The 20219-nt window shown below is 35.3% G+C and carries 11 protein-coding genes; 6 read left to right on the forward strand and 5 right to left on the reverse strand.

Annotation, left to right across the window (positions count from 1 at the left end; translation table 11 throughout):
* Positions 1-371: 371 nt before the first annotated feature.
* The gene (locus B0A65_RS04360) at positions 372-5366 is read left to right on the forward strand and encodes a T9SS sorting signal type C domain-containing protein (RefSeq protein ID WP_207556408.1); all 4995 of its coding nucleotides are present in this window, start codon (positions 372-374) and stop codon (positions 5364-5366) included.
* 466 nt (positions 5367-5832) lie between these two features.
* Positions 5833-9582, forward strand: coding sequence for a T9SS sorting signal type C domain-containing protein (locus tag B0A65_RS23600; RefSeq protein ID WP_074660618.1), 3750 nt, complete (start codon positions 5833-5835; stop codon positions 9580-9582).
* A gap of 70 nt (positions 9583-9652) precedes the next feature.
* Here the strand turns inward: B0A65_RS23600 and B0A65_RS04370 are convergent, their stop codons facing one another.
* From B0A65_RS04370 to B0A65_RS04385, 4 genes are all read right to left on the reverse strand, one after another.
* Positions 9653-10519: a cupin-like domain-containing protein gene (locus B0A65_RS04370; protein WP_074660620.1), complete on the reverse strand. Its 867-nt coding sequence runs from the start codon at positions 10517-10519 to the stop codon at positions 9653-9655.
* Between the two features lie 81 nt (positions 10520-10600).
* A complete protein-coding gene (gene bioB, locus B0A65_RS04375; protein ID WP_074660622.1) occupies positions 10601-11689 on the reverse strand; it encodes a biotin synthase BioB in 1089 nt (362 codons plus the stop codon).
* Positions 11690-11860: 171 nt separating this feature from the next.
* Entirely contained in the window at positions 11861-12298 is a 438-nt protein-coding gene (locus B0A65_RS04380) for a hypothetical protein (RefSeq protein WP_074660624.1), read from the reverse strand.
* Positions 12299-12531: 233 nt separating this feature from the next.
* The gene (locus tag B0A65_RS04385) at positions 12532-13461 is read right to left on the reverse strand and encodes a bifunctional riboflavin kinase/FAD synthetase (protein WP_074660625.1); all 930 of its coding nucleotides are present in this window, start codon (positions 13459-13461) and stop codon (positions 12532-12534) included.
* 195 nt (positions 13462-13656) lie between these two features.
* On the opposite strand from B0A65_RS04385, the gene B0A65_RS04390 reads away from it, so the two are divergent.
* Positions 13657-16329, forward strand: a complete 2673-nt coding sequence (locus B0A65_RS04390; RefSeq protein ID WP_074660627.1) for a zinc-dependent metalloprotease — start codon at positions 13657-13659, stop codon at positions 16327-16329.
* Positions 16330-16448: 119 nt separating this feature from the next.
* On the opposite strand, the gene B0A65_RS04395 is transcribed toward B0A65_RS04390, so the two are convergent.
* A complete protein-coding gene (locus B0A65_RS04395; protein WP_242670224.1) occupies positions 16449-17132 on the reverse strand; it encodes a ComF family protein in 684 nt (227 codons plus the stop codon).
* Positions 17133-17230: 98 nt separating this feature from the next.
* Here B0A65_RS04395 and B0A65_RS04400 point away from each other — a divergent pair, with 98 nt between their 5' ends.
* The 3 genes from B0A65_RS04400 (at position 17231) to B0A65_RS04410 (ending at position 20189) form a co-directional block, all read left to right on the forward strand.
* Positions 17231-18769 carry a glycine--tRNA ligase gene (locus tag B0A65_RS04400; protein ID WP_074660630.1) on the forward strand — a complete coding sequence of 513 codons (1539 nt, stop codon included), beginning with the start codon at positions 17231-17233 and terminating at the stop codon, positions 18767-18769.
* Between the two features lie 198 nt (positions 18770-18967).
* On the forward strand, positions 18968-19777 hold the full coding sequence (locus B0A65_RS04405) for a LytR/AlgR family response regulator transcription factor (RefSeq protein ID WP_074660632.1): 810 nt from the start codon (positions 18968-18970) through the stop codon (positions 19775-19777).
* Between the two features lie 175 nt (positions 19778-19952).
* Complete coding sequence (locus B0A65_RS04410; RefSeq protein ID WP_074660633.1) at positions 19953-20189, forward strand: hypothetical protein; 237 nt, start codon at positions 19953-19955, stop codon at positions 20187-20189.
* Positions 20190-20219 lie beyond the last annotated feature (30 nt).

Genomic DNA, 20219 nt, shown 5'->3' on the forward strand with positions numbered 1-20219 from the left:
CCACTAACCTCTTTCGAATGATGAACTGCATAAAAAAAAAATATTTATGCGAAATTACTTAAAAATAACGACTTTTAAATATATAACAATCTGTTTTTTAGATGCTTGTGTAAAATTTTGTAAATTGCTGTATCTTATTTGTATACTATTTCAAGCCTGTAAATATTAGTTAAGTCATCTTCAAAATCATTCGATAATAAGCCATTACGAAATACTTTTTTTGAGAATCCCCAAGTCTGTTTTAAGATATTGATTGTTAAATTTAAATTCTATATTTAATGAGAAAACAAATACTTTTAACCGATTTTTCTTTTTTTCAGAGTATAACTTTTTCGATTTTCAATAGATTAGAGAACTTTAAAAGTTACCTAATGCCTTTTTTTTGTATTGTTTTTTTTGGGAATTTAAGTACTCTGTATGCGCAATCTCCTTATACGTCAGTACAATCCGGTAACTGGAATGATGATGCCACATGGAGTGGTTTTGGTATTCCCGGAGCAGGAAATGTTGTTAATATTGCAGGTGATCATAAAATTACTGTTACGGCAAATGCAGCCTGTGCATCGATTACATTTCAGGGATTGTCTGGTGCAAATTCTCTTCTAAGTGAAATAATTATTAACAATACATTTAATTTAACCGTTACTAATTTATCTGTTACTTCAAGAGCTAACTTTAGTAATAATGCTGCTATTTCCGGAGCAGGGATTGTGAATGCAGCTACAGTTACGATTGGGCAAACTACACTAACTCCAGGATTTTCCCGCTCTACTGCCATTACGTCGACAATTGCTAATTTCAATATTTCAGGTAATCTCGTTTTAAACGGTAGGAGCGCTGGAGGATCTCTTAATACAGCATATTTTATACATTCGGGAGGCATTGTAAAAATTGATGGGACAATTTCTGCCGCAAATCAAGGTTCGAATAATACGGTATATGATATGACTCTTACTCCTCAATCAGGAACGCTTCTTTTGAATAATACATTACCCTTTTCTATAACGGGGGCAGGAACCAGTGATATTAAGTTAAACGGTACAAGTTCAACTGTAAATTATACGGGAGCTGCGCAAACAGTGCGAAGTACCTCATATACCAATCTTATTTTGTCGGGCAGTGGTATAAAAACTTTAGGGGCAACCTTAGCTGTAGCAGGTAATTTAACAACATCAGGTACAGCTTCTGGGACAGTAAATAATAATCTGCTTGCAGGAGGTAACCTTAATGTTGGGACTGGGTCCGCCTTAGCAACCAGTGGAACTTTTACATTTGGAGTTACGGGTACCAGTACGATTGCTGGAACCCTTACCCTTGCCGGGACGGGAGCAAAAACATTTACGGGAAACACTATTAATTCTGGAGTTTGGAACGAAACAGGTAATAGTGCGGTGAATTACGGAGGTAGTTTACAAAACAGCGGCACTTTTACAGCGAATAATGGGGTTCATACTATTTCAGGTACAGGTGGTACAATAAATGGAACTCTTTTAATTCCGAATGTAGCCATAAATGGAGCAACAACAAACGCGGGTACATTAAGTGTTTCAACAGCTTTAACAGGAACAAATACATTAACCAATACGGGTACATTAAATATCGGTGGGACATCGACAATTAATGCCCTTGCTGCAACTGCCGTAAATAATACTGTAAATTATACAGGAGCAGCACAAACACTTAAAAGTGGACCTTATTATAATCTTATTTTGTCAGGAAGCGGAATAAAAACATTTTCATCAGTTGCTACCACTATTGCAGGTAATTTGTCAATTGCATTAGGAGTTCAGGCTAATCTTCTAGCCCTAACACATCCGGCGGGAACGATGACACTTGGTGGAGAAGGCACTACGCCAGGTTTATGGGGAAGTACAACAGCAACAGCTGCAAACTTTTTTAATAATACCTATTTTAGACCCACTACTGGAATGGTAAATGTTGGATCAAATTCCTGTAATACAACTTTACGCGTTACAGAGGTTGTTGTATGTGAAGGAGACCCATCTAAAGCGTTGAATTCGGGAACTACAATCTCCCCTACCGGCTTGCAAATTAATGGTTCATGGGATACAGCTGTTAATCCTGTCGCTGATAGAGTAGGCGGTGAAACGGGAGGCCCATTTGATGATACCACAACCTGTTTGTTTGTTGCTGGCAATCCCAGAAGTTATGTGGCTACTAGTTTTCAGGTTAGCGTATCCGGGAACTATACCTTTAGAATGGCTAATAATGATGCTTATGACGGTACTGGATATATTTATACCGGTAATTTTATACCAGGTAACTGTACAGGAGGAGGTACTTTTGTTAGGGGAGATGACGATACACGGTTTTTGGGAATTGTTATTACAGATGAGCCTTCACTGGTTGATGTGCCATTGGTTGCAGGAGTAAATTATACATTAATAACTTCTGATTATGATCCAAGCGTAAATGCCTCCTTTACTTGGAATATTACCACAACTTCAGGCGGAACTCTTGTTGCACCAGGTTGGTACACCGCTGCTACAGCTGGAACACTTTTAGGTACAGGATCTTCATTTAATCCAGTAGGAGTGGCTGGATCAGGTTTAACAATTGCTAGTCCTGCAGGTACATATCCCTTTTATGTGGGCTTTCCTTCAACGGGATGCAGAACTCAGGCAAATTATGTTATTAATGCAAATCCGGTTATTACGGGGAATTTAAATGTTTGTATTGGTTTTACAAGTACACTTACGGGTTCGGCTACTCCTAATGCGACAAATCCATGGGTGTCGGCAACACCAACTGTCGCAACAGTTAGTAGTACTGGGGTTGTAACCGGTGTAGCACTGGGAGCAAGTGTTATTACCTATACGAATAGCAACGGCTGTAAAATTACGGCTACGGTAACTGTTGGCGCATTGCCTTCGATAACACCTGCGGCTTCTGCCGCTACAATTTGCTCGTCTCCTTCTGCAACAACAACAACTTTAGCTTATACATCAACAGGAACTCCAACAACATACAGTATAACATGGAATGCCTCTCCGGTAAATACTTTTCAGGCGGTTGTTGACGCCCCTATTACAAGTCCGATTACGATAAATGTTCCGGCTGGAACTGCAGGAGGTGTTTACTCTGGTACAATCTCAGTTAAAAATATAAATGGTTGTACAAGTTCTGGAGTCAGTTTTAATGTAACTATAAATTCGAGTCCAACTATTAATACTTCAGGTGTAATTGAACCATTGTGTTTTAGTTCATTGGTCAGTCAAGTAACCACTATGGCTTATGCTTCATCGGCAAATACACCTATCTCATACAGTATTGATTGGGATGCAACTGCAAATTCTGCCGGTTTAAAGGATCAAAGTACAACTACCACTACATTTAATGCTGGTGGTGGTAACTTAACAGGAATTGTAATTCCTGTAAACGTTACTGCCAACACTTATTCCGGCACAATGACAATAACTGCCGGAAATAGTTGTACAAGTTCGCAAGCGGTATCAGTAATTATTAAACCTCTGCCAGTAACGCCTAGTATTGGTACAATTGTTCATCCTACGTGCGTTCATCCAAAAGGAAGTATAGAATTAAATGGCTTGCTGACGGGAGTAAATTGGATAATCACGCAGTCAGGCCCGACTTCAGGTGTTTATAATACTTCTGATACGGATTTTATAGTTCCTGATTTAATTCCGGGAAATTATACTTTTACTATTCATGAAGGTGTAAATTGTCCGTCTTTGGCAACACTTACTATTGAAATAAAAGCTCCACTAACAAATGTCTATAGCAATGGAAGCTGGTCTAATGGAAGCCCTGTTGCTACCGATATGCTTGAATTCGCAGCTGATTATGATTCGACAGGTGATTTGAGTGGCTGTTCTTGTAAGGTTAATGCCGGAAAAAAAGTTACTATTCATTCGGGTCATACTTTAACCATCGAAAATCAAGTTATTGTCGATTCAGGAAATGATGCAACTTTAACGTTTGAAAATGCGGCTAGTTTGATTCAAGTGAATAATGTCATCAACTCAGGAAATATTATTTACAAACGGAATACTTTTCCTATTCGTCAGGCCGATTATGTGTATTGGTCTACACCAGTAAGTCCACAAGCGATTATAGATGTTTCACCTTTAACGAAAACAGATAAATTATATAGCCATAATGGCTATAATTGGGTAGCAGAAACACCTTCTAAAATCATGGTTGTTGGAAAGGGGTACATTATTCGTGGCCCTGAAAATTTCTCGAATACTATTAGAAGTAATTTTACAGCACTATTTATTGGGGTTCCTAATAATGGAAATATTTCAGGTGAAGCTGTAGTTGGAGGAAGATTCTTTTTAATAGGGAATCCATATCCATCTGCTTTAGATGCGGATGACTTTATAAATACAAATTCACCGGTTTTAGAAGGTACTCTTTATTTCTGGACGCATAATACGCCAGTAGTATTAGGAGGTGCGTATCAATATGGATCTGATGATTATGCGACTTATAATTTAACAGGAGGTGTAGGTACAGCTGCTGGATCAGGTGATGATGCTGTGGGAAACAATGCAAGCGAACCAAGTGGTCAAATTGGAGCAGGACAATCTTTCTTTGCTAAAATTGCAACCTCTGGAAATATTGTTTTTGATAACACTATGAGAAATAGAGGTGCAGAGAATGGCCAATTTTATAAACCAAGTAAAGAATCAAAAACAAAAGCTATTGAAAAGCATCGAATCTGGCTAAGTATGACTAATTCTGGTGGAGCTTTTAAACAACTGTTGGTGGGTTATATTGAAGGTGCAAGTAATGAATACGACAATAAATTTGATGGCTTAACCTTTGATGGAAACAAATACATTGACTTTTATAGCGTTATTAATGATAATAAATTGACAATTCAAGGACGTGCGTTGCCTTTTAATGATATTGATTTTGTAAAACTGGGATATAAAAGTACTATTGATGGATATTTTAAAATAGCTATAAGTAAAACAGATGGGAGTATGAATATGCAACCTATTTATTTAGAAGATAAATTAACTGGAATCATTCATGATCTAAGAGAAGGTAATTATACATTTAAGACAGCTGCAGGAACTTTTACGGATCGTTTTGTATTGCGTTACACTAACAAATCTTTAGGATTTGATGATGTTGAAAATACAGAAAGTAAGGTTTTAATAGCTGTAAAAAATAAAGTAATCAAAGTAAATTCTACTATTGAAACACTTGCTAAAGTTTATATTTTTGATGTTGCAGGAAAACTTATTTATGAGAAATCAAATATTGGAGAAAATGAACTTCAGATCGTAAATCTTCAATCATCTAATCAGGTACTGCTTATAAAAGTCGCGCTAGAAAACGGAAGTTTAACAACTTCAAAAATTATCTTTTAAAAAAAATATACCTTTTCGTTTTTTAAAAATCCATTCCATTTAAGGAATGGATTTTTTGTTTTTAGAATTAATTGTAAATATAGGCTTGAAACATTCCTTATTTTTAATAATTCGAATAAACAGCTTATTATGTTAAAGTCTTTATTTTTAAGTTAAAATTTTTTATGTATTGTAAAGAAAATCGTACCTTGTTGTTGTTTTAATTCGATAAACAACATAAAAGCCCGTCATACTACAGATTTAATGACTTTTAAATAAAACTAGTTTAATTTTTTATTTGCCAAAAGACCGATCATTATTTTTAGATACCTCACTATGTAAGCAAATGTAATTTTGCACGTCTATCTTAATTTGGTAAAAGTTAGAGAACATTTTCTTGAAGTTCTCTATAGCTTTTAGGTATTTAAAATTGAAAATGATTCTCATATCCTCTGGAATCTTTTATTAATTTTTAAAATGCTGTCGTATGAAAAAATCTCTATTTAAAGTATCACTTTTTCAAATCTTGATTTCATTTTTAGATTATTTAAAACCACAAAAAAAATCTACAGAAGCCAATAAGTTGCAATTGTGTCTTCTTTTATTATTCTTTTACAGTTCTTTATGGGCACAGCCACCGCATACTTATCCATCAGATAATACTTTGTTTGTTCCAGCAGGAGTTACTTCTATGGATGTTGAAGGCTGGGGTGCTGGAGGTTCGGGAGGAGCAGCAAGTGGTGCCATTTTGGATGGAAGAAGTGCAGGAGGTGGTGGAGGTGGTGCTTACGCAAAAGGGAAAATTACGGTTGTACCAGGAGCAACATTAAGTATACGAGTTGCTGGAATTCCTGCCACTGGCGCTTCGGGAGGAAACTCTACTATTTTAGGATATGAAGGCATTTTTCTAGCCGCTGGAGGAAAAGCAGGTACAGCAAATAATTCGGGAGGAACTCCTGCAGGTGGTAAAGGCGGATTGGCTGCTGATTCATTTGGATCCATTAAAAAAACTTCTGGCGTAGATGGCGGTTCTGGCAGTACTGGTATTATTGGATTGTTGCAAGGTTCTGGTGCAGGGGGAAGAGGTGGCGATACTGGCGGTGGTGCCGGTGGCGCTGGTATTACAAGTGTCGCTTTAGTGAATGCCGCCGGAAAACCTGGAGCACCTCCGGGTGGTGGCGGTAGTGGTGCAATGAATACTGTATTGGGAGCATTGCAGGTGGGAGGAGCAGGTGCAGCTGGACAGGTGAATGTAAGTTATACTTGCCCATCTTATGGAATTACTGCGGTTTCGGCATCGCCTGTCTGCAGTTCGCCAGGAAATACAACTATAACACTTGCTTCATCTCCAGCTTCTTTGCCAATAGGGGTTTATACAGTTACTTACAATTTAACTAATCCTACAAGTAATGGATTGACAATTACACTTAGCGTTTTAACGGCTGGCTCCGGTAGTTTTGTGTTATCTGGATTTAGCACGGCTGGTACAAGAGATATCTCAATCACTAAATTGACATCTGGAGCTTGTTTTGCTGATATCTCTTCTAATAATACTGCAAGCATTGTTGTTTCTTCCCCTTCAGTTGGGGGAACAGTTGGAGGAGGAACAACTATTTGCAGTGGTTTAACAAGTGGTGTTTTAACTTTAACCGGAAATACAGGTACCGTTTTAAGTTGGGAATCTTCAGTTAATCCATTTTCTGTGTGGACTCCAATTGCAAATACAGCAGCAACTTATACTTCTGGATCATTAACGCAAACAACACAGTTTAGGGCTGTGGTGCAAAACGGTGCTTGTTCTTCAACAAGTTCTATAGCGACAACCGTCACGGTTAATCAAATTCCGATACCCACTTTTTCGGTTCAGCCTGGGGCTTCAGTTTGCGTTAATACCGATGTTACTTATACAACTCAGCCTGGACAGACAAATTACATATGGTCAGTTCCTGGAACAGAAGGAATAGATTATAATATTATTTCTGGCGGCATTTCTTCTGCCAGTAGTACAGTGACTTTACAATGGGTGACCACAGGTAATAAAACAGTTACGGTTAAATACTCTTCTACTGGATGCCCCGCGGTTGCAGATGCTACTACTACAACATCGGTAATAAAAACGGAACGAGGAGTAGTGAATGGCGGACTCCATATTTGTCAAGGAAATCCAAGTCCGTTGGTGACGTTAAACAATTATGTTGGTACGATTGTCAGATGGGAATATGCCACTACACTACCGTATGTTTGGCAACCAATTAGTCATACTGGAGTGACTTATCAGCCTGGAATATTGACCGAAAGTACAAGTTACAGAGCTATTGTAAAAAACGGAAGTTGTCCTGAAGATTTTGCAGTCGAAACAAGAATTGATGTAGATCCCATTCCTTTAGCACCAAACATTTTTAGTTTTACGCAGCCAACTTGCACAACACCTACGGGAAGTATTACTTTAAATGGATTATCTGGCTCAGGAAATATTTTACAGTCTGATGGAACAGTAATTACACCACGTGCTTATACAGGAACTTCGTTAACAATTTCGGGATTACCTCTTGGGAAATATAAATTTGCGATAGAAAACAGTTGTTCTGTAACGTATTCAGCTGAAATCACAATTCAATTAAATACTTGGAATGGAAGTTCATGGTCATACGGAACTACAGATCCTTCGTTTGATGATGTAATTGATTTTCAGGAAGATTACGATTTAAATAAAGATATAAATGCTTGCTCCTGCACGATAAGCAATGATGCAGTTGTGACTATTCAACATGGAAAAACCTTGAGTTTACTCAAAGGAGTTCATGTTAATGTGGGTAAATTAATTTTTGAAGATGGTGCAAGTTTATTACAGGCAAGTCCGGACAATAATTTAAACACAGGAAATATTATTTATAAACGGAATACTTTTCCCATTCGCCAAGCTGATTATGTGTATTGGTCAACACCAGTTAGTCCACAAGCGATTATAGATGTTTCACCTTTAACGAAAACAGATAAATTATATAGCCATAACGGCTATAATTGGGTAGCAGAAGCACCGTCTAAGATCATGGTCGTTGGAAAGGGATATATTATTCGTGGCCCTGAAAATTTCTCGAATACCATTAGAAGTAATTTTACAGCTTTGTTTATTGGAGTTCCCAATAACGGTAATTTTACAGGCGAAAATGTAATTGCAGAAAGGTTTTTTTTAGTAGGAAATCCATATCCATCTGCTTTAAATGCGGACGATTTTATAAATATAAATGACCCAATATTAGAGGGTACTCTTTATTTTTGGACACATAATACGCCAGTGGTATTAGGAGGTGCTTATCAATATGGATCTGATGATTATGCAACTTATAATTTAACAGGAGGTGTTGGTACCGCAGCTGGGTCAGGTGATGATGCTGTGGGAAATAATAATATTCCTCCAAGTGGCAATATTGGAGCTGGACAATCTTTTTTTGCAGGAATAGCTGCCTCTGGAACTCTCGTTTTTAATAATTCTATGCGAAGAGGGGGAGATGCAAATACAGAATTTTTTAAAACAGATCAAAAATCTAAAAATGTAGCTCTTGAAAGAAATAGGATTTGGCTGAATATGACCAATACTGGAGGCGCGTATAAGCAATTGCTTGTTGGTTATATAGAAGGCGCAACAAATGAATACGACAGAAAATACGATGGCAATAGTTTCGACGCAAATAAATATCTGGATTTTTACAGTATCAATAACGATCATAAACTAGCAATACAAGGTCGTGCTTTACCCTTTAAAAACACAGATGCTGTTCCGTTAGGATATCGTACTACAATTGCTGGTGATTTTACGATTTCAATTTATCATGTTGATGGCGCACTAACTTTGATGCCTATTTATTTAGAAGATAAATTGACAAACAAATTACACGACCTTCGTACAGGGAATTATACATTTAACACAGAAGCTGGCACTTTTTCTGACCGATTCATACTTCGATATTCTGATAAATCTCTGGGTGTTGACGATGTTTCGAATGTAGAAAATAATGTCTGGGTTTCAATAAAATTCACAGACATGAAAATAATATCAAACAGAGAAGCAATTCGGGAAGTTGCAGTTTTTGATCTTTCAGGTAGACGTCTTTATGAGAAAAAAAACATTAACGCAACAGAATTACAATTATTAAATTTCCGCTCTGCAAATCAAGTTTTACTGGTAAAAGTGACTTTGGAAAATGGAAATACTACAACTAAAAAGATTGTATTTTAATAAACTTTATAAATAGAAAAGCAGTTGAGGAATTTAAACTTTAAACTGCTTTTCTATTTATAAATCTTATTTAAGCACTCTTACGGAGATTCTCATGCGTATTTGTGATAGCTTTATCATTTTTATAATCAATCCATTTCTGTCCTTTAAATTTTCGCATCATAATGTCAAAATATCGCATTACAAAAACATTATAAGCGGCTTTTGATAAATGGGAAATGTTTTTTGGAAAAGCACGTAAACTCATAGAGAATCCAGGAGTCAAATATTTCATATAATGCCAATATCCTTCAGGCATATATAACATTTCGCCATGTTTAAGATTGGTGATATAACCTTCTGCATTTTTTAGGGCAGGGAATTTTTCATAATCAGGATCATCAAAATCAATATCTTCTCTTGAAATCAGTGCATGAGGAACTTTATACATATATTTTGACTGATGAGGAGGAAAGATCATACATTGTTTTTCTCCATGAAAATGAAAATGTAAAATATTCGAATAATCAATGTCAAAATGCATGAATACTCTTGAATTTTCTCCACCAAAAAATAACATCGGCATTTGCTTTACAAGCTTGAGGCCAATATCAGGCCACAAAAAGTCATTTTTTAATGTTGGGACCTCCTTCATTAAATTATAAAGAAAAATGCGATAGTTAGTAGGCTTTGATTGTAAAAGAGTAATATAATCACTCATTTTCATTTTAGTATGCGCTTCATTAAAGCCATCTTCATGATTAACAGGTCTGTTATCATACAAGGGAACGACAGTATCACCCGCTATTTCATTGATGTAAGATAATTTCCATTTTTGATAGGCTGGCCAATCTTCTGTCAGCTCTTCAACAACAACTGGAATTTGTTTTTTGACGTATTGGGAAATAAAATCAGCTTTTGAGATCTTTTTTACCCTTTCGATTTGTTTTAAATTCATCTCTATTAAATAAAAAAATTGCTTATAACGCAGGTTATAAGCAATTTAAAAATATTTTTCGAGATTTATTAACTCTTTTAATTAAATTTTTGATTTGATCGAAGCCTCCAGGTTTCTTTCAATTGAGTGTCCTGGTCTTGACCATTTAGGTTTTTCGCCTAATGGTGCGAACTGAGAATCTGCTGCTTCAACTGTTTGAGGCTGCGAAACTTTAACAAACGGCTTTTGCGGAATCAATCCTAACATCTCAAACATTTTCATGTCTTCGTGTACATCCGGATTTGGAGTTGTAAGTAATTTATCTCCTGCAAAAATAGAATTTGCCCCAGCAAAGAAACACATTGCCTGTCCTTCACGGCTCATATTAGTTCTTCCTGCAGATAAACGAACTTGTGTATCCGGCATTACAATTCTTGTTGTAGCCACCATACGAATCATTTCCCAGATTTCAACAGGTTTTTCTTCTTCCATCGGAGTTCCTTCAACAGCAACCAATGCATTAATTGGCACAGATTCCGGTTGTGGATTTAAAGTAGAAAGAGCAACAAGCATTCCGGCTCTGTCTTCAATACTTTCTCCCATTCCAATAATTCCTCCACTACAAACCGTAACATTCGTTTTACGAACATTTTCTATCGTTTGTAAACGGTCTTCGAAACCACGGGTCGAAATTACATCTTTATAATATTCTTCAGAAGTATCTAAGTTGTGATTGTAAGCATATAATCCTGCTTCTGCCAAACGTTGTGCCTGGTTTTCAGTAATCATACCCAATGTACAACAAACTTCCATGTCAAGTTTATTAATGGTACGAACCATTTCTAAAACCTGATCAAATTCTTCACCATCTTTTACGTTTCTCCAGGCAGCTCCCATGCAAACACGAGAAGATCCACTTGATTTAGCACGCAAAGCCTGAGCTTTTACCTGACTAACGCTCATTAGGTCATTTCCTTCAACACCTGTGTTGTAACGTGCTGCTTGTGGGCAATAACCACAATCTTCAGGACAGCCCCCGGTTTTAATAGATAGTAATGTAGATACCTGAACTACGTTCGGATCATGTTTCTCTCTATGAATTGTTGCTGCCTCATAAAGCAGGTCCATCATAGGTTTGTTATATATGGCGATTATTTCGTCTTTTGTCCAATTGTGTTTCGTAATGCTCATCGATGCAATTTTTTGATGCTTCAAAAGTAGTTAAATTGTTCTAATCAACCAATGCGTATTTCTGTAAATGAATATTTGACAGGTATTTTCAAAAAAGAAACACTCTAAAATCATAGAATTATACTTTTTCATGATTTTAGAGTGTTTAAATTGTAGATTTATTTAAAAAAATTAATCGGCTGCATATTTATTATTCCAGTACAACATCATCATTAAGGTGACAATTACAGAAGATGCAACTCCTTCAAAAAGTAAACAGATACAATAAGTTGGTACAGAAGGATTTCCTCCAAACATAAATGTTTCTGATAAAGTTTGTACATAAGCGTCTCCACCTCTTGCATAGCTATACACTAGTAATCCAAAAACACTCATACATACACCAACTACAGAGGTGGTCATTGCCGACACTGCATTGGATACAAAATTGGTTTCTCCTTCACGAAGATTCATTTGCATAGTTCTGTTTACACCATAAAATATAAAAAATACATTTAGTGTACGCAGATAAAACAAATCTGCTAAGCCTAATACATTCATCAATAAAAAATAAATGCCTATTCCGAGGAAAATTAAAAAACCGTTGGTAATTTCTTTAGGTAAATTCATAGTGGTTATTTTTAAAGAAGTTAATAGTAAATAGTTGACAAACAGTGTTGTATATCAAATTTACTAAAAAAATAACTACGATGATTTAAAAATGGAGAAAAGTGTATGATGTATTTTTTAATAAATAATTTTCACTGGAAAGAATATCTCCTTAGAGATTAATTGTTGGTAGCAAAATTAATTTATGTTTTATAAAAAATCTGAATGGCAAATAATTTAAAATGTTTATTCTTTTAAAGTTGAGAAATAAAAGCCAAAGCATCCATTTTATCCTGATTTAATTGTGCTTTCAGTAAATCAACTGAACCAAATTTTTGTTCTTCGCGAAGATACTGTAATAAGGAAACTTCAATTTTTTCACCATAAATATCAGCGTCAAAATCAAAAAGATTTACTTCGATGGTTTGCTTTTCTCCGTTTACTGTTGGATTAAAACCAATATTCATCATTCCAAAAACTTCTTTTTGAGCGATTAACGCTTTTACAGCATAAACCCCATTTTTTGGAATTAATTTATAATCTTCTTCAATGTGAATGTTAGCTGTTGGGAAGCCAATAGTTCGTCCTAATTGTTTTCCTTTTACAACCTCGCCGGTTAAAAAGTAGTTGTATCCTAAATAATCGTTTGCCAATTTCATATTTCCTTCATTTAAGGCTTTTCTGATTTTGGTAGAGCTTACGGAGACATCCTCAATTTCCTGCGCCGAAATTTGTTCGACTTCAAAACCATATTCTGCACCAAAAGCAATTAGATCGTCAATGTTAGCTGTTCTGTTTCTTCCAAAACGGTGATCATGACCTATAATTATTTTTTGAATATGAAATTGATCGACTAAAATAGAATGTACAAACTCTTCAGCAGTTAATCTGGAAAAACTTTCGTTAAATGGATGAATTACAAGGTTTTCAATTCCGGTTTGTTCTAAAAGTTTTGTTTTTTCAGAAATCGTGTTTAAGAGTTTTATCTCTGACTTCTCCTGCAAAACCATTCTGGGATGCGGAAAAAATGTAAGAACTAAACTTTCGTATTTCCCGTTTTCGGTGTTTTGAGTAATTCGTTCCAGAATTTTTTTATGACCAATATGAACGCCATCAAAGGTGCCAAGAGTTAAGATCGTTTTCTTAGTCGAATGGAAATCGTTTATAGAATGAAAGAGCTTCAAAACAAATAATTTAAGATGGTGCAAATTTATACTATCTATTTGAAATTTTATACTACCCACAATTGATTTTTTGACGTGATCCCGTTTCTTTTTGTGAATATTGGCCAACTCGTCGACTAAAAAGGATTAAATGTCGTTTATATGTAAGAATTTCATTTAATTCTCTTAATTTTGATTCCCAAATTACTTTTGAGTATGAAAAAACCACTACTTTTTTTATTTGTTATTTTTTGTTGTGTTAGAATTCACGCTCAGAATGATGATTTATGGCAAAAATCAACCTCAAATTCTTCTGTAAACAAGAGGTTAAATGGATCTGATTCCGGAAGATTATACTATAAACTAAATTCAGATTTCTTAAAAAATAAACTTGCCGAAACAACCGGAAAAGCTTCCAGAGAGATTACTTCAGAAATTACAGTTCCAAATTCTACTGGCGTTTTAGAACGTTTTAAAGTATGGGAATCATCTAATTTTGACCCTGTATTGCAAGCAAAATATCCAGAAATCAGGGCTTATGAAGGAAGGGGCTTAGATGATAAATCGGCAAAAATACATTTTAGTGTTTCGCCAATAGGAGTTCAAACCATGATCCTTCGTGTAGATAAGGCGACCGAATACATAGAGGAAAATCCTGATAATAAAACAGAATATGTTTTGTTTACTTCTAATAATACAAACAATTCAGAAAGACTAATTTGTAAAACAACAGATTTAATTTCGAATACCAATACTGCAAAAACGGCCAAAGAAACATCAAATGCTAAAGTTTTTAAAACAATGCGTTTGGCTTTGTCTTGTACTGCAGAGTATACAACTTATTTTGGAGGGACAAAAGCAGGGGCGTTGGCCGGTATGAATGCCACTTTGGCCAGAGTAAATGGTGTGTTTAATAAAGATTTAGCTGTAAAAGTGATTTTAATTGCAAATAATGATGCGCTGATCTATACAGATGCTGCTACAGATCCTTATTCTAATGCTTCAGCCGGAGCTGATGGAGCCTGGAATCAGGAAGTGCAAACAACAATAACAAACGTTATTGGAAATGGAAATTATGATTTAGGACATTTATTTGGGGCTTCAGGCGGCGGTGGAAATGCGGGTTGTATTGGTTGCGTTTGTACTAATCCAACAACAAATAATCCATTGGCAAAAGGAAGTGCCTATACATCCCCATCAGATGGCAAACCTCAGGGAGATACTTTTGATATTGATTTTGTTGCGCATGAAATGGGGCATCAATTGGGAGCAAACCATACTTTTTCTTATGATGCTGCCGAAAGAACCAATGTAAATGTTGAGCCGGGAAGTGGTTCTACAATTATGGCTTATGCCGGTGTGACGGGTGACTATGACATTCAAAATACTTCAGATGATTATTTTGCTTACGTTAGTATTTTGCAAATTCAAAATACGCTTGCTGGTAAAAGCTGTCCGGTAAACGCTGCTATAACAAATAATCCACCCACTATTGATGCGGGCCCTGATTATACGATTCCAATTAGTACTGCTTTTATTTTAAATGGTACAGGCTCTGATGCTGAAGGGGATACAATAACCTATAATTGGGAAGAGAATGATAATGCCACAACAACTTCTGGAGGAAATAGCATTGCCTATTCAACAAAACCAGATGGTCCTTTGTTTCGATCAGTAGTTCCTAATTCGAGTACAATTCGGTATATGCCACAACTCAATTATGTTCTTCAAAATAAATTAACTACCACGTGGGAATCGGTTTCTTCTATTGCAAGAACATTGCATTTTACTTTAACCGGGAGGGACAATGCTGCTGATGGAGCGGCGCAAACCAATACAGATGCTATGATTGTAAACGTAGCTTCTTTTGCGGGACCATTTGCAGTAACGTCGCACATAAATGATGGCGTTAGCTGGTGGCAAGGATTGAGTGAAACCGTAACCTGGAGTGTTAATAATACAAATACGTTGCAAGGTTCTACTGCAGTAAATATCAAATTATCTACTGATGGTGGTTTAACTTTTCCAATAATTTTGGCGGCTAATACACCAAATGATGGTTCTGAAGTTATCACGCTTCCAACGAGCGTGCCTTCCTCTAAGAATTGCAGAATTCTTATTGAGCCAACAGCAAATATTTATTATGCCATAAATAGTAAACCATTTTCAGTAGGTTTTACTTCAACAGTAGCTTGTAATTCTTATAGTTTTGGAAATTCTTTTTCTATTCCAAATACCACAACTTTTGTTACACGAACTGTGACAGTTCCGGCATCCGGAGCAACTGTTTCAGATGTAGATGTTTCTGTTAACGTAACACATGCAAAATTTTCTGATCTTGAAATTCAAATGGTGAGTCCGCAAGGAACTATTGTACGCTTGTTTAATAAAAACTGTGGATCTACAAATTCAACTTTGGCAATGCAATTTAATGATTCCGGTGCTGCTCTTGATTGCGGAATTACAACAGAACAAATTGTTATTCCGGTTGATCTCTTAAGTGCTTTTAATGGACAAAATACGGAAGGAACCTGGACTTTAAGAATTCGCGACGCTGTTGTTGGAAATTTTGGAACATTAAATTCAGCTTCAATAAATATTTGTGGTCAGACCTACACTTTAGGAACGCCAGATTTTGACAATATCGATTTTGTATTGTATCCAAATCCAAATAAAGGAAGTTTTACTATTCAATTTGAAAGTAAATCGAGTGCTGGAGTTAAAATCTTTGTACACGATATTTTAGGTAAGCAAGTTTATGAAAAGACTTTTGAGAGTACATCAGACTTTAATGAGAATATTCAATTACAAAATGTTTCTGCCGGAATGTATTTAGTAACAGTTATTGATGGAGACAGAAGAACGGTTAAGAAAATTGTAGTGAATTAAAATTCCATTTTTAAAATTCCAATAAAAAAATTCCAAATTCCAATCTGTTATCTTTTTACTTTTAAAGTAAATTATTTTTAGATAAAGATTGGAATTTTAAAAAATTGGAATTTAACTTGTCAGGAGTTCGCCATCGCCATACAAACAATGCTAATTTTAGCTCCCGGGATTTTTAATAAAGCACGCGAGCAGGCTTCAAGTGTTGCGCCAGTTGTAAGTACATCATCAACTAATAAAAAGTGTTTGTTGTGATTTTCTTCAGAAAACTGGGTGTCAAATATATTTTCGATGTTTTCAGATCTTCCTAATAGATTCTTTTTAGACTGCGTTTTGGAGTATTTCTTTCGATATAAAACTACATCATCAAAAGTTATATTTAAACCTTTGGCTAAAGCTTTACCAAAAGTCGTTACCTGATTATAACCACGTTCCCTGAATTTTCTTTTATGTAACGGAACCGGAATCACCACATCAAAAGGAATTGCTAAATTCAATTCTTTTAAATCTTCGACATACCAGTTTCCTAAAACAAAACCAATTTCCTGATGCCCCTTGTATTTTAGGTTGTGAATGAGTTCCTGAACCATTCCTTTTTTGTTAAAGTATAAAAATGCAGAAGCATGCTGAATTTCAATTTTGCCATAGAATTTTTTTACAGCCTCATTTTTGGTATCCAAATAATATTGAGTAAGAGGCATTTCATGGCGGCAATGCGTACAAATTACAGCTTCATTTGACATTAAAAGAGTATGACAGCCGGCACAAACTTTAGGAAAAAACAAGTTAATAAGATAATTAATCACAAATAGAAGGAATTTGGTTACAAAAATAACGAAATCAATTCTTCAATCTTGATATTTTTTCTTTTTTTTAAATGTACTTTTTATATTTTTGCATCACTATGGCAAAACAAGAAGATATATTTAAGAATGTGGTTTCGCACGCAAAAGAGTACGGATTTATTTTTCCGTCAAGCGAAGTATACGATGGATTGAGTGCAGTGTATGATTATGCACAAAATGGTGTCGAGTTAAAAAAGAATATCCGTGAATATTGGTGGAAATCAATGGTTCAGATGAATGACAATATTGTAGGTCTTGATGCTGCAATTTTGATGCATCCAACAACCTGGAAAGCTTCAGGCCACGTTGATGCTTTCAATGATCCGTTAATTGATAATAAAGATTCGAAAAAAAGATATAGAGCTGATGTTTTAGTTGAAGATTTTGCAGAAAAAATCAATCAAAAAGCTCAAAAAGAAATTGAAAAAGCAAGAGCTCGTTTTGGTGATGCATTCAATGAAGAAGAATTTGTTACAACAAATGCCCGCGTGGTAGAATATCTTTCAAAATACAAAGAAATTTTATCAAGGCTTGCAAAAGGAATGACGGATGATCTTCAGGATGTAAAAGCTTTAATAGATGAGTTAGAAATTGCCGATCCTGAAACTGGTTCTAAAAACTGGACAGATGTAAAGCAATTCAACTTAATGTTTGGAACAAAATTGGGGGCTTCTGCAGATTCTGCAATGGATTTGTATTTACGTCCTGAAACGGCGCAGGGTATTTTTGTTAATTTCCTAAATGTACAAAAATCAGGTCGTATGAAAGTTCCTTTCGGAATTGCTCAAACGGGTAAAGCGTTCAGAAATGAAATTGTTGCAAGACAATTCATTTTCCGTATGCGTGAATTCGAACAAATGGAAATGCAATTTTTCGTTCGTCCGGGTGAAGAAATGCAATGGTACCACCACTGGAAAGAAGCGCGTTTGAAATGGCACTTATCTTTAGGATTAGGAAAAGAGAACTACCGTTTTCACGATCACGAAAAATTAGCACATTACGCAAACGCTGCTGCTGATATTGAATTCAACTTCCCATTTGGTTTCAAAGAATTGGAAGGAATTCACTCTCGTACTGATTTTGACTTAAAAGCACACGAACAATATTCGGGTAGAAAACTACAATATTTTGATCCGGAACTGAATGAAAATTACGTTCCGTACGTTGTAGAGACGTCTGTGGGTCTGGATCGTATGTTTTTAGCTGTTTTTGCAACATCGTTGCAAGAAGAAGTTTTAGAAGATGGTTCTACAAGAACAGTACTAAAATTACCAGCTGTTTTAGCACCAACTAAAGCTGCCGTTTTACCTTTAGTAAAGAAAGACGGATTGCCAGATATCGCTAAAAAAATCATTGAAGATTTAAAATGGGATTTCAATGTAGCTTATGATGAAAAAGATGCTGTCGGTCGCCGTTACAGAAGACAAGATGCCCTGGGAACTCCGTTTTGTATTACAGTAGATCATCAAACGATCGAAGATGAAACCGTAACTATTCGTCATAGAGATACAATGAAACAAGATCGTGTAAAAATTTCTGAGTTGAAAGACATTATTGAAAACGAGGTTTCTATGAAAAACTGGTTAATGAAAATGTAATTTTCTTTAATTAACATTATATAAATCCCAAATTCCTTAGGTGGAGTTTGGGATTTTTTTACTTTTGAAAAGTGCATTTCACCGAACTTTTTTGCATTTCATCCTTATATATTAACATTTTAATGTAATGTGTTAACAATGAAATGTTTAGATAATTGAATTGCGTAAATTTAATTGCCATAAAACTGAAATTTAATATTGAAAAGATATTCGTATATTATTGTTGATGATGATGCCGAAAGTATTTTGAAAACCAAAACAATTGCAGAAGGTTTTTCGGAATTGACTTTTGTGGCTTCGGCGACGAATTATCAAAATGGTTTGCATCTGGTTTTGGAACATAAACCTTCTTTTATTTTTTTAGAAATTGATCCGGAAGATTTATCCAGTAATTTATCGCTTGCGTTCATTAACGAATTGTATAGATATTTGGCTGTAATACCTAAAATAATAGTTACCACCACAAAAAAAGCATTGGCTTTTGATGCTCTTCAATATGGCGTTTTTGATTATTTACTAAAACCCCTCACACATATTGATTTACTTAAAACGACTTTGAAACTAGAAAAGGTAGTTTTAGCGACTAATACTGTACAAATCGTAAATGAAGTGGTTTCTGTCGCCATCCCTCAGGCAGAAGTTCCGCAAGTTGTTGAAAAGCCCTTAATTATTTGTATCAAATCTTATGGCGATTATCGTTATCTAAATGCAGCTGACATTGCCTATTTTCAAGCCGATAATAACTCGACAGATATTTATCTTAATACTGGCGAAATGATAACTGCTTTTAAAACATTGAAGCATTTTGAGAGTATTTTGTCGCATCCTTTTATCCGAATTCACAACAGTTATATCATTAATCAAAATTATATTGCCAGAATTCATAACGGAAACTCAGTTTGTTACATAAAAAACTCTCCAAAAAAGATTCCATTTTCTAAAACCTATAAATCAAATGTCGATATAATTATCGCCAATTTTGCAGCAGGAAACTACATAGAGGTCTAAATATTAGACATTTACACTGAATTAACGCTCATTGACTATCATTTGGGCATGTTCTACCATAAACCGCATTTTTTGTATCTATTTTTTTTGATTCCGTAACTAGTTTTACAAACTCGATTCGCAAAAAGCAATCGTTTTCCCAAAAACAAACAATCAAATAAAATACCTCAAGATTATGAAAAAAGCAACGTTAACAATCGGATTATTTTCTTTAGTAATGGTAGCAACTTCTTTTGCAAATCCATCAACTCCAGTTACATCTTCAAACGGTCAATTAGCTATTGTTCCTCCAACTGATGGTTCTATGGCAGGACACGGAAGAAAACAAGATTATCGTATGGAAGAAGTTGCAAAAACGCAATCTAATTTTGCGAATGTTAATCAATCAATAGGAGGAAAAAAAGTAGATTAAATTTAAAACGTACTGATTTTAAAGATATTT

It is taken from the genome of Flavobacterium frigidimaris (genome assembly GCF_002217275.1).
Taxonomy (GTDB): domain Bacteria; phylum Bacteroidota; class Bacteroidia; order Flavobacteriales; family Flavobacteriaceae; genus Flavobacterium; species Flavobacterium aquidurense.

Bases quoted from the DNA above. Each gene is read 5' to 3' on its own strand.
- B0A65_RS04360 (WP_207556408.1), top strand. From the start codon at position 372: ATGCCTTTTTTTTGTATTGTTTTTTTTGGGAATTTAAGTACTCTGTAT.
- B0A65_RS23600 (WP_074660618.1), top strand. From the start codon at position 5,833: ATGAAAAAATCTCTATTTAAAGTATCACTTTTTCAAATCTTGATTTCA.
- B0A65_RS04370 (WP_074660620.1), bottom strand. From the start codon at position 10,519: ATGAATTTAAAACAAATCGAAAGGGTAAAAAAGATCTCAAAAGCTGAT.
- bioB (WP_074660622.1), bottom strand. From the start codon at position 11,689: ATGAGCATTACGAAACACAATTGGACAAAAGACGAAATAATCGCCATA.
- B0A65_RS04380 (WP_074660624.1), bottom strand. From the start codon at position 12,298: ATGAATTTACCTAAAGAAATTACCAACGGTTTTTTAATTTTCCTCGGA.
- B0A65_RS04390 (WP_074660627.1), top strand. From the start codon at position 13,657: ATGAAAAAACCACTACTTTTTTTATTTGTTATTTTTTGTTGTGTTAGA.
- B0A65_RS04400 (WP_074660630.1), top strand. From the start codon at position 17,231: ATGGCAAAACAAGAAGATATATTTAAGAATGTGGTTTCGCACGCAAAA.
- B0A65_RS04410 (WP_074660633.1), top strand. From the start codon at position 19,953: ATGAAAAAAGCAACGTTAACAATCGGATTATTTTCTTTAGTAATGGTA.